This window comes from Lyngbya aestuarii BL J, assembly GCF_000478195.2.
In the GTDB taxonomy this organism is placed as follows: Bacteria; Cyanobacteriota; Cyanobacteriia; order Cyanobacteriales; family Microcoleaceae; genus Capilliphycus; species Capilliphycus aestuarii.
Map to the genome: position 1 here is coordinate 22,840 of NZ_AUZM01000019.1, position 12,167 is coordinate 35,006.

At 36.9% G+C, this 12,167-nt stretch carries 11 protein-coding genes; 1 reads left to right on the top strand and 10 read right to left on the bottom strand.

Features of this window, described 5'->3' with window-relative positions; all coding sequences use genetic code 11:
- Positions 1–195 precede the first annotated feature (195 nt).
- Positions 196–2,877, bottom strand: coding sequence for a CRISPR-associated helicase Cas3' (cas3, locus tag M595_RS10225; RefSeq protein ID WP_023066170.1), 2,682 nt, complete (start codon positions 2,875–2,877; stop codon positions 196–198).
- A 51-nt stretch (positions 2,878–2,928) separates the two neighbouring features.
- On the opposite strand from cas3, the gene M595_RS10230 reads away from it, so the two are divergent.
- Positions 2,929–3,555: a Uma2 family endonuclease gene (locus tag M595_RS10230; protein WP_023066171.1), complete on the top strand. Its 627-nt coding sequence runs from the start codon at positions 2,929–2,931 to the stop codon at positions 3,553–3,555.
- Between the two features lie 584 nt (positions 3,556–4,139).
- Here the strand turns inward: M595_RS10230 and M595_RS31105 are convergent.
- The 9 genes from M595_RS31105 to M595_RS31550 all read right to left on the bottom strand — a co-directional run bounded on the left by M595_RS31105 (position 4,140) and on the right by M595_RS31550 (position 12,157).
- The gene (locus tag M595_RS31105) at positions 4,140–4,301 is read right to left on the bottom strand and encodes a hypothetical protein (RefSeq protein WP_161809815.1); all 162 of its coding nucleotides are present in this window, start codon (positions 4,299–4,301) and stop codon (positions 4,140–4,142) included.
- Positions 4,302–4,405: 104 nt separating this feature from the next.
- Positions 4,406–5,167, bottom strand: coding sequence for a CRISPR system precrRNA processing endoribonuclease RAMP protein Cas6 (cas6, locus tag M595_RS10235; protein ID WP_238987051.1), 762 nt, complete (start codon positions 5,165–5,167; stop codon positions 4,406–4,408).
- Complete coding sequence (gene csm5, locus M595_RS10240) at positions 5,167–6,456, bottom strand: type III-A CRISPR-associated RAMP protein Csm5 (RefSeq protein WP_023066138.1); 1,290 nt, start codon at positions 6,454–6,456, stop codon at positions 5,167–5,169. Before csm5 ends, cas6 begins: the two co-directional genes overlap by 1 nt.
- A gap of 4 nt (positions 6,457–6,460) precedes the next feature.
- Positions 6,461–7,510 (bottom strand): type III-A CRISPR-associated RAMP protein Csm4, encoded by a 1,050-nt coding sequence (gene csm4, locus M595_RS10245; protein ID WP_023066189.1) that lies wholly within the window; start codon positions 7,508–7,510, stop codon positions 6,461–6,463.
- Positions 7,507–8,478, bottom strand: coding sequence for a type III-A CRISPR-associated RAMP protein Csm3 (gene csm3, locus M595_RS10250; RefSeq protein WP_023066161.1), 972 nt, complete (start codon positions 8,476–8,478; stop codon positions 7,507–7,509). Before csm3 ends, csm4 begins: the two co-directional genes overlap by 4 nt.
- A 2-nt stretch (positions 8,479–8,480) precedes the next feature.
- Positions 8,481–8,963 carry a type III-A CRISPR-associated protein Csm2 gene (gene csm2 / locus M595_RS10255; protein WP_023066158.1) on the bottom strand — a complete coding sequence of 161 codons (483 nt, stop codon included), beginning with the start codon at positions 8,961–8,963 and terminating at the stop codon, positions 8,481–8,483.
- A gap of 54 nt (positions 8,964–9,017) precedes the next feature.
- Positions 9,018–9,572: a Uma2 family endonuclease gene (locus tag M595_RS10260; RefSeq protein WP_023066119.1), complete on the bottom strand. Its 555-nt coding sequence runs from the start codon at positions 9,570–9,572 to the stop codon at positions 9,018–9,020.
- 4 nt (positions 9,573–9,576) lie between these two features.
- Entirely contained in the window at positions 9,577–11,862 is a 2,286-nt protein-coding gene (cas10, locus tag M595_RS10265; protein ID WP_023066149.1) for a type III-A CRISPR-associated protein Cas10/Csm1, read from the bottom strand.
- 52 nt (positions 11,863–11,914) lie between these two features.
- On the bottom strand, positions 11,915–12,157 hold the full coding sequence (locus tag M595_RS31550) for a hypothetical protein (RefSeq protein ID WP_152983557.1): 243 nt from the start codon (positions 12,155–12,157) through the stop codon (positions 11,915–11,917).
- Between the last annotated feature and the right edge of the window lie 10 nt (positions 12,158–12,167).

The window sequence follows — 12,167 nt, forward strand, 5'->3', positions numbered from 1 at the left end:
CGAATACTAGACATAGGATAAGTCTTTGAACACCCCAGAGGAAATTTCACGAAACATTGATTAGATGTTTCACCTTTTAATGATACATAGATGCAAGATTCAAAAGCCGTTTTTTTAAATTTGGGCTGTATCCTTGCGGTTGAATTGATGATTCTATTCTACATCCCTATGGAAATAGGGTCTTCCAACCCGGATTTACTGCACTGAACGTTGATCACACAACCGCAACGCCCGTACAACCAGGGTATACAGTTGTTGATATTCCGTCTCATCGCTACTAAATATATCCAACTTTAGTTCATGGAGGTCATAACAAGTTTGACTGAGGTTCGTGGGGTTCAGGGGTAGAGTATTCGGGAGAAACCGCCCCAACTGACACCAACTTTCTGCGATCGCATTTTTGGCTTGAGGATGAAGTTCGATTCTCTTTTTTCGCACTATATCATCAGCTTTCCATCCTGATGTCCAAGCCGAATGATGACGCCCCGTAGCCATTAAAATCACCCAACAAATATTCTTCATTTGTTCGCGATCAGCTTCAAAACAATCTTTTAAAATTGGAATTAAAGATTGCTTCAAAATTTCCTTAGATAAATAAGCACTTTCTATTGCGTGATTAGGTCGTTTTCTTTGACTTTTTTCATAAGTTTTTAAAGCCGCTTTTTGTTCGGGAATCGTTGGATCATAATCTGTATGTGCAATTAAAAACTGTTTGGGATTTTTACCTTTAAACTGTTGATAAGCCAAAGTTTGCCAACCTTGCATTACATCTTGCCATTTTTGCTGAAGTTTGCCCAAATCATGGGTTAAAATTGCCAGAAATACTAAGATTTCAAACAAAGCTTGACTCTGTTCTGTAGAAGCATTGGGAAAAATGCGACTTTGAATAAACTTTCCACCGGGTTTAAAAAGTTCATTTCTAACACTCGAAAATTCAACCTCTGTTAATATCCCATTCTTCAATATTTCGGTTTTAAACGGTTTCCGCCAACAAGTCCACATACAACCCAAATGACCCACATAAGTATCCATTTTATATTGATATTCACTTTTCAAAACTTGTCGCTTTTTTTGAGATTGATTGAGTTCACTGTCTGAGGATTCTAATTCAAAGCGTTCAAGATCTTTTCCCATTACTAAACCAATATTGCGATCATAATAAGCATATTTAGAATTGAGTAAAATTCTAGCACTCGTTCTCAAAATACAAATTGAACCAATGGGAGAATGAGAATCTTGACTGTAGGTTTCTTCTTTCCCTTTTTGGGGAGGTTCTATCCGATGAAACGCACAACCCCAAAGCCGATAAGCTTCTTCTTGAGTTTCTTTAAACACTTTGCATAACGTTCCAATGGGAATTGAAAAAGCGTCTAACTGACTGACATCAACCGTATTTTCTTCATCATCTTCACCTAGAATAATTGGCTGTTCTTTCCATAAAAATACACTCCGACTGTCAATAAAACGAATCAGTTCAGAAGCAACAGATTTATCTCCTCTAAAAATTGCAGCCTCCCAGTTGCGTTCAAATTCATCTTTTTGATTTTGTCGCCGTTCAGCCTGTTGAATATTTTCAACGGTGTGTATTTGATTAATCCAATCTTCTTCGATTCTAAAATTGATGTTTTTATCTTGTTGTTCAGAATTTGTGTGGTTGATTAAAATTTCCCAGGTTTGTTCACAGAGTTCATCGGGATAAGGAGGATATTTACGTTTTTTCCGTTGAGTAGAATTTTCAATCGCTTCAGCATCCAATTCATCTTCATCGAGTTGAGTTTGAATCGTTTTATAAATATAAACTTCCCCTTGTTCACCCGCAAATCTAGCACATCTTCCCACTCGTTGCAAGAGTGAATTCATCGGACAAAGTTGACTGTGCATAACTTCACAAGTAATATTCATTCCCGCTTCAATAACTTGAGTTGATATTAAAATGTGACAGTAACCATCATCCTCACAATTTTGAGAAAAAATATCTTGAAGCTGTCGTTCTTTTGATGTGCGATCGCTTGCTAAAAATCGAGAATGTAATAAAGTAATTTTAAATTGATTATTTATGTTTAAATCTTCTAAATATTTAAAAAGTCCCTGTGCTTGAGACACCGTATTACAAATTACAATTACCCGTTTACGGTTATGTTTTTGAATATCATCGCAAATCACATCCGCCGTTAAGGGTTCAGAAATCGCTTGAAAGGTTCGACAACGGTTATTTTCGATTTGTGCTAAATCTTCATCCCCGACGCGAACAATTTCAGTTTTTGTCGCTTTAATTTCTTGCTTTATTTTGGTAGCGAGTTCATCGGTTAGAGTCGCAGTCATCAATAAGAATTGAGAAATACCCTGAACTTCTTTTAACACTTTTATTGCTGTAGTAAAGGCGCGATCTGCGTCGAGTAAATGCAGTTCATCAAAAACTAAATAAGATGCAAAAATAGAACCCGCATTCACATTTGCTGATCCTCTCCCGACAGAAAAGGGAATATTCAAAAAACTACTTAACACTTGGTCAATAGTACAGAAAATAATATCCCCTTCAAATCTCGGATCTTCGGGGTTTTCTCCAGTTTGGAGTGTAACAATTAAGGGACGAGTATCTGGGTATTGTTTTGACCAATTATGGACTAAATTTTCCACTCGCAACCGCAAACTATTCGCTAAAGTTCGTAAAGGAACAACATAAATTAATTTGTTCGGAAAGTCCAGGTTAAACGCTTTAGAAAATAGAAAAGGTGCGATCGCAGTTTCCGTTTTCCCCGAACCCGTTGGGGCGCGAAGAATCACATTTTCACTATTGATAATTTTAGAAATAGTTTCTTGTTGAAACTGACGAGGTGAGAAGTTGGTTAGTGAATGAAATTGTTGATTAATATTCATAGTTACACTACAATAACACTATCAATTTAACTCTTGTTTTTTGGAGGATTTATGCAATTCACAAAGCAGCGTGCTGATCGTGTTGTTTTATATAATATCAGTTGGCAACAGTTTGAAAATTTACTGATTGATCTAGGAGATAGCCGCGCAGCCAGAGTTGCTTATAATAACGGAACTTTAGAAATTATGACTCCTTTACCTGAACACGAATATTTCAAACAATCTATCAGTATTGCAATTGAAGATATAGCAGAAGAACTAGACATTAATTATGAAAGTTATGGTTCAACAACATGGAAACGAGAAGCACGTCTAGCGGGAATTGAACCCGACAACTGTTTCTATTTTCAAAATGAATCTTTAGTGCGTGGGAAGTTGCAGTTTGACCTCAATCAAGACCCACCTCCTGACTTAGCGCTAGAAATTGATCTCACCAGTAAATCTCTGAATCGCTTCCCCATTTATGCTCGTTTGGGTATTCCTGAAATTTGGTGTTATGAACAGGGAAAACTGCGAATTTATCAACTAGAATCGGGACAATATCAAGAAGTTGAACAAAGTTCAATATTTCCCATGTTATCCATTCATCAACTCCCTGAATTAATAGAATCCTATCGGTTGGAAGGTCGCCGAGCGCTACGTCGGGCTGTCCGTCAGTGGGTACGAGAACAAGTTTAAAAGATGCGATTTCCTCTCGTTTCATTGGTTTTCTCCGGAGCGATCGCTCCTGGGTAAGGAGGGGTTACTCCTTCACATATTCCATTCCTAGAAAATTCTTTTAAGAGTCCATCTACTCAAATTCTAGCCAAGTTGCTGGACTCTTAGTGTAAGTTTATCGTTCAGTCCCCTTGCGGGGAATTGGTTAAAAGTCAAAATTCGATAGTCTAACTAATGATCTTAGAATAGATAGCTTCAATCCCCTTGCGGGGAATAAATAATAGTTTGGGAAGCTTTCACTATTCTAGGCTGATGTTATCCAATCGTTTATGTAGTATAAAGTAGTTTAGTCAAAAGGTCAAGTCTTCCTGAAAATGTAAACAGATAAAAAACCCTTGGTACTAGGATAATACCAAGGGAACAACGATTAAATTTGTCGATCCTTAGAAATCAAAATCTTAATCTTGATTCCTTTGTGAGTAGTCCGCTCGTGACTCTCCATCAAGACTATACGGACTGTCTTGAGAAGCGAGTTCAATATTTTCTTGTTTGAGACGCTTATTGTCTTCTTTCAAAAGAAGATTTTCCTCACTCAAACATTTATTTTATTCTTTCAAAAGAAGATTTTCTTCTTTCAAAAGAAGATTTTCCTCCTCAAGATCAGCAAGTGAAAGATGGAGACGAGCGAAGAAGAGATGGTCATCCGAAGTTATCCTTCTGGATCGTAGTTTGACAAGCGAATAATGATTGTTTGGAGGTTCAGTCATGGTTAACCTCCATGTTGTCCGAATTTCTGGGCATAGTTGCTACCTCAAAAATGTTTTCTCTTGTAGTATAGCAACTAATGTTCAGATAGGTTATTAAAAGAACATCATATTACTGTTGTTTGACCCATACCTAAACGAGTCTTAATTCCCGTTCCTGCAAACTGCGAATAGTTTACTAACAAATTTGCCACATTAACTAACAGCAAATCTGTTTTATACAAGGCTTGTAACGTCACCTCTCCCACAAAACCATTAACCATTCCTTTATTGACTCTAAACGGTAACGTTTGAATTCGATGACGTTTGAGTGCAACTGCTTCGACTAAATATCCAATCAGTTCACCTCCGCCTAAATATACAGGTGCAAACTCATTCCAAGACAGCAACCAACTCCGAAACATTAAACCGGGGACGGGTAAAGGTAACTGTAATTTACCCTGTGCAAAAGCGGTTGGGGTGCTGAATTTAAGCTGAAATTCTCGTGTTGGTTCGGGTTCATTAGCCACCAGCGTTGTATACAGTTGTTCATAGCTGCTTATCTCATCTTCTCGATTAATTATATCAAATTTTGCTCCCAAAAATTCCAAAGAGGAACCCAAATCTAGAGACTGAATTGCTTTAGCTGTATTCTGTTGTAGTCCACATAATGTGAGTTGATAAAATTCTTCAGGTTGAAAGGTTAAAAAATCACCCGAAGCAAAACAACGCCCTAAAATTCCCGAATAAGTTGTTGTTGGAATTTGATCACCTCCTATGTCTAAACTCATTCGTTGGTGTAAATTTTTAGCCAACTCTAAGTGATAGGTGCGTGGGAGAGTTACAGGCTGAGAAATTGCTAAAGTCCAAGTAGAACGAATTAACATCATTATAAGACCTTAAACTTAACCCATCCCGGCAAAAATTTAATTTCACCTTTTGGATCAACAATTGTTCGGCGAGATTTTGGTGCTTCAAAATTAGGTGCAGGAATTCCGCAGGTATCTCGAAGCTCTGCTCTTAATTCATCATTCAATAACCAACCTATTGTCGTTCCGTTCATACCACTTCCCCACCCCAATCGCAACTGATACGGACATTTTTCGGGTTCATAAAATTTTCTAATTTCCGAAAAATATAAGCTTTTACCGGAATGTTGATTATCTTTGACCATATGCCAATAATCATGTTCTCCATCCCATTGTTCTTGAGCAAATTCTTGACAAATTTTCACCAGATCATCAACCGACTGAAACGGTAATTTCATTCCTTGTTCATGCTGGAACCAAGACAACATTTCTGTATCTATAGATAAAGTAAATTCTGTATTAATATTTCGCACCATTTCAGGATATATCGATGCTCTATATTTGGCTTGACAATCTTTGAAATGACTTGAAACAATTACTTCAGTGACAACAGGAATATTATAGGTGACTTTTTTACCTGTTGCTTTTCTTACTACTGTTTTTTTGAGCAAAGGCTGGGAATCACTTACTTTAACTGCTCTCATTATATCCGTATTAGGCCCTGTCTTTGCGGGAATATGACGACCTTGATAATTGAGTGAGAAGCTAGAAAATAAGTGATTCATCAAAAGCTCATCATCAGCAAACTTTTGCTTATACTTACTTTTAAATTCTCCTCGATCTAACTTTTGACGTAACTGTTTTTCAATTTCACTAATCCTGTGAGATTGGGGAACTTGATATTGATCGGCGTGTTTGATTAAATAATAGGCAATCGCTGTTCTAATTGCACCTTTAATTGATGAACCGGGAAGATAAAGCTGTCCGAATCCATTACGAATCATTGGACGTAAATCTGTTATTTTTTGAGTCGTCCACTTAGCATCAACTAAAGACTCAGGAAAAATAGGATTGTCTTCTGAATCTGTAGCAATCTGCCAGTTATTACCAAAAGTTTGTTGGAGAAGATCGGCAATTTCATCTCGATTTTTAATGGCATTAATAAAGTCTTGTAATCTTCCCCGTTGTTGTAAGGCTTTTGCTAAAGCTTCTTGATTGGGAAAATAAACTTTATTAGCTGTTTGAACATATTCAAAAGGATTCAGTTGAGAAACTTCTGAACCAATATGCAGAACTGGACTATTAAGCCGAATGCGTTTTGTTTCGTAAACCTCCGGTTTAACCAGAGCATTTTCAGAACTAAGAACCATAATTTTACTCAACTAATGCTTTAATTGATAAACTCAAACTAATGCCACTGCGATAGATTTGATGAACTTTGAAGCCATCTGGTGTGACATTTGCAAGTTGACCTTTTGGTTGAACTCGAAAAACAGAACCTTCTGCAAACATCTGAACTGACTGGCGGCGACGCTGACTTCCTGAAGGAGAAGACGAAATCCAACCCCCTCGACGCAGCAATTCATAGCTACTTTTTTCTAAAAAGCTTTCTGATAAAGATTTTTCCCAAAATAAACTAATCAGACTGTGAAACTTTCCTTTGTCAAACTTGATCACTTGTTCCCATTCGTCAGTTAATTCGCTTGATTCAACCTGAAATTGTCCTGCACCGCTAGAACGTTCGCCTCCAATTCCTTCCTCACCCAGAAATTTTAAAATAGTCAAAAAAGTATTTTTAAATTCGGGGTTAGAGAATTCAACGATAAAATATAATCCGGCGTTTTCTTTAAAGTAGACAAAATTGGTGTGATAGATGTTGGTTGCTCTGGTGGTGCGATCAACTGCTATTTTAGGAACTTTCCCTTTTTGAACTGCTTCACCATAATTAAAAGTTTCTGCTTTTGCCAATTCTCCATCTATTTTTTCTCCCTTTTTTGCTTTAGCCTTCGCTTTAAGTTCTTCTGTATCACTTTCTTTCCATCCCTCCCCTTGATACCAACGTTGCCAGATTTCCAACGGTAAATAATTAAGTTTTTTGTATGCTTTGGAAAATTCTAAATCATCGTCTGGATAATTGACCGGACGTTTCAAAGGACGGGGTAAATAGTAGATGGTTTCTTCGTTGATTTGCCTATAGATAAAAGTAGAACTTAAGCGAAATAGGGGTTCCGTTTCAGCTTGAAACTGCTGTAGTAATTCCTCAACAGCATCTTTCCCCAGTAACCGAGCATAAGCACTAACCCAAGCACTAAATAGGGTGTCTGAATGAATGAAATCGCTTGTTTCTTCTAAACCTATTCCTAATTCACCAAAATGAACAGGGTTGCGTTCAAAGTTTAACTTGTATAATTGCCATTCGCTCATTGTTCATCTCCCTGGGGTAAAAGTTTCTGAATTTCATCAAATTTCTCCGGTAGCTTGCTAGTATCTTCGATTCCAGATAATTGATTTGATAACGGTAAACTGAGCGCACTATTTTCCGCGTTACTAATTCCTGAATAATCCCGATAAGAAAACTCTAGATTTTGAAACTTTATTTTGCCATAACCACGAGAACCATGTCCGCCTAAAGCATCATCTTCTAAAACCAAGATAGTTTGTAGAATATTTTTTAAATCTTCTCGTGCTTGAGTTGCATCTTCAACGGTATAAACCATCTCCAACTTAAATTGAGATCCGGCTGGAACTCGTTCTAATTGACGAGGATTTGCTGCGGCGGTAATCCGATCAATACCATTTTCAAACTTCCACTCAGTCATATACAAACCCGTGTCAATCTGTACGAGTTTTTGAGCAGAATCATCTGTTAAATGACAATCACGAACAATCAAGCGTGCTGGAGAATTTCGACCTTTGATTTTAGTATAGGATTCACCCTCAATAGTTGCCGTTTCCAAACCGTCTAAATTTTGTTCTTGAGCGACTGAAGTTTTTACCCAACAATTTGCACCTGTTGAACCAAACACGCGGCTAACAGCACAAGTTTTAGCTCCTTCATAAGCAATATATTGTTTTTGTTCGTTTCTACTTCTAACTTCTGTATATCCGTCCTCTAAATCATCACTTTCATAACGATAGGTTCCACTTCCTCCAGAACGGTTCAAAGGTTTATTGAGTAACCGTTCTAAAATTGCTCTGAGTTTTCCTTTTATTGAAGAACCAGGTAAATAAGGGTTTTTAGTCATTGGATCGCGGATAACGGGTTTATCTAATCCTCCAATGTCTAAAGTTTCACCCCCTCCACCAATATGAAGTCCTGTTTCAACTGTTAGAATACTCTTAATGATGAGTTTTCCAAGTAAAGATTTTTGGGGTCTTTTAATCACAGTCATTGTTACTTTCCTCCTTCTGCTTTATGATAAGCAATAATTGACTCCATTAATTGAACTAAGCGTTCAAAATCATCTTTGCTGTGTACCTTATCAATCGCCTCTGCCATCACTCCATTTAGTGCTTTAACTGCATCTTGACGTGCGGCTGCATAAGCAAGCTTTGGTTTAAGAAGAACAACTTCTGTTTCAATCGCAGAAAAATCATTTCCAATCAATTTTGCTTTCAATTGATTAATGGCATCTAGAAACTTACGAATCTGATTTGTTTCAAGTCGTTGTCGTTTAAGTTCTGGCCCAAATTTCTGTGCGTGTTTAACTAAATCCCGAATTGGATAATCTTTCAGACCCCCTTTCAATCCTTTAATTGTATCGATAATCTCTTTCGTGATATCAAGCTTATGCTGATTGTTTTCATCTCGATAATCTGATTTTATATCCCGTTTGGGTTGGCTCTTTTGTTCTATTCGTTTAGTGGGTTTATTCATCGATTTGAATTTAATTAGGAGTATCAATTTTATCTCAAGAGCGATCGCCTTTAATCAAGCTTGCAATACTTGTTCTACGGTTAACGCTAATTCAGGAAAGGTTGGAGAAATAATTCTATCATTTTCTTTATATTCTACCTGTTCATACAATCCCTCTACTAAACTTAAAACAGTAACTTTTTGTTCAGTGGAATCGACAATCCAATATTCAGGAATTCCCACCACACTATATTCAGAACGTTTATAGCGATAATCCCTTGTTTTCGATTCTGGACTGACAATTTCTACCGCTATTATTGCTGATTCCATAACAGCAGATACATCCAAATCAGAGATTTTTTCTCGGTCGATGACACAAATATCTGGAATTCGAGAACGATTTACAGATGTTCTTACCCCAATCCCTGACAAAGTTATCCAAGGTTGACTAAGCTGATTAATTTGTCCTTCAAAGATATTAGTCAAAAAGCGAATAATAAACGCATGACGAAATGTTGCTGGATTCACGATAATTAATTCTCCGTCTTCCAATTCATAACGGTTATCCGTACCATCGTCATAGTTAAGATACTCCTCAAAGGTAAGTTTCTGTTTGGTGGTTGTATTCATAGTTTTAACCTTGATTTTGTTGACGGTTTAATAACTCTATCCAAGTAGCGATCGCTTGAAAATAGGGAGCGTTATAGGGACTCTTTAAAGACTTCCTGAATTTATCATCATCCAGCACTTTTTTGGGAAGCCTTGCGAGAGTATATGCAACTTTTGGTAAATGCAAATAATAGCGAATATCTTGCTTTTGTCCTGAATAAAGTTCTTTTTTGCGTTTGTTTTCAATTTCCTTGATTATTTGGTTTTGGAGTTGTGCAGTTGCGAGTAAGTTTCTCACAAAACTCCGCGAGTAATTCTGCTCTATATTATAGAGCTTTTGTACAAAGGGTAATACACCAAATAAACTTGGTAAATCTAAACTTAGATAATTTCTGATTTCTTCATCAATAACTTGTGATGGATTAGTCCCTAACCATTCATCCCATTTAAACACCTCTCCAAATAATCCTAAACTATCTCGACCATTTCCTTTTGCTTTTTCTTCCGCTTCTCCCGACTCATTAGCCGCTTGATACAGAGGAAATTTATAGTCAGCAAGGCTAATTCCTCCCGATAAAGTGATATCTGGATTGTGACCTGTATAGGCTCGAAATGCTTGATAAACATCAAAACTAAATTCGACAACTTCATTCCAAGTCCCACTAATAAATAAGTCGTCTCCTCCTGCATAAATAAAGAGTAAATTTGGTCGATAACCTTCATTAAAACTCTTTGTTTCTTGGGGTAAATTAGCACGCCGATCTTTTGCCAAGCTATTCAGATAAACTTTAAAGAAATAAGTCATTAGGCGAGACAGTCCCGCAATTCTTGGTAAATTTTGAACTGTCCTTTCCTTAAGACCTTTAGCAAAAATATTACCCAGTTTGTCTACATCCATTTTTAAATAGCCAACTCGCTTAATTCCTTTAGCTTTTTCTGCAAACTCACCTGCACGCATAGTTTGGTCAAGTTCTTCTTCTTTTAAACTCTGCTGTGCATAATCACCTAAAAACAAAGGTGAAACTTTGCAGAAGTGGCGAAACTGATAATGTTCAATTGTCCAATCATTAACTAATAAAGTTGTATCTGGATTATTGATGATTGTTTTCCATTGATCGAAAATATGATAATAAACTGTTTCCGTGTTAAATTCAAAGGTAATAGGTTTAGTATCTCCTCCTTTAATTTTCTTCTCTTTAGACCGAATTATTGCTTCAACTTTTAACAGCTTACCTCCCAACTGAAACATCTCTCGGCAAATTGGACAAGCATCAACAGAATCAGGCTCTTGAGGATTCAAACGTTCTAAATCGGTTGTATCATCTCGATGACAAACTTTACAAGGTAAATAACTGGGTTTTTCCTCTAATAACTTATCAATTTTTAAATCAAACTTACGATTTTTTTGTATATTTACTTTTTTGATGACTTTATTCCAATGTTCACCAAATTTTTGGGTTTTAACATCTTCCGCAGTAAAACATTCTGATGCAGCAAGTGCTAAAAATATTTTTCCTTGAAAATGCTCGAGTAGCCATTCATTAAACTCATCCTTAACTTCTTTAATTGTATCTTCAGTTTTTTCTGCTGGAGCTAATATATATAAATTTCCCCCACCCGCATAAATCACACTGGTTCTAGGTAACTTTAATTTTTCCAAAAGCTGCTGTACAATTTCCTCTGCAACTAATTCTAAATAGAAACTTCTGGCTCTCAAAGACTTCAACGCGCCATCGGAGGAAATCGTATAAATAAACTTTTGAATTCCTGACAAATCACCCGCAACTAAGCAAATTTTTTCTGATTTAAGATCGGGAGCGATTGACGCAGTAGCGTCACTGGCCGAGCCAATCGCACAAGCAACCGCAGCCGTTGATCGCGCCATATCAATTAACGCAATATCTGGCTCACAAAAGCTCAAACATGACCCGTATTTTTCGATAAATAAAGTCAGCAGGGACAAGTTATTCCAGTCTTCTGGTTGTAGCTTTTCTAAAGCTGTTTTTATATCTTCTTTATAGTGAGCTAGGTTGGGTTTTTCTTCTACTGGATAGGGAATATAAGGATCAGAATCTGCGATTTTACCGACAGGACAATAATATTCTTTTGCTTGACCTTGTGAAAGTTCGACAAAATCGAATAATAAACGCAAACAGCTAGGTTCGTTGTCTGTCCATGAAAGAATTATTTTCGCTCTTGTAACTACTGAATATTCTTGGATAGTCGGAAACTGATCAGGTAAGCCTACCCATTTGGCTAAAACTAATACAGCTTCTTGCATTACTTGTAAAGCAATATCTTGAGATTCCATAACTCATTTTCCTAAAACAATAAACGATTAAAACGAGAGCGAGTCTCTGTATCTAAATCTCCTGACTCAATCTGACTAACACCTCTGATAACTTCTGAACCATTGGACGCTGAGAGACATCTTTCCCTCGTTTAAAGGTTGGTGCAAACCATGAACCTTCCCCGTCAGGACAGGCTGTAATAAATAGAGGATAAGGAGCCTGACCCATTCTATGCGATCGCATAATTGCCTGTTTTAACCCCTCTCGCAAACAAGATTTTCTCGAATGATATGGCCCACACACAAAAATTTTCATTGATTTTTTC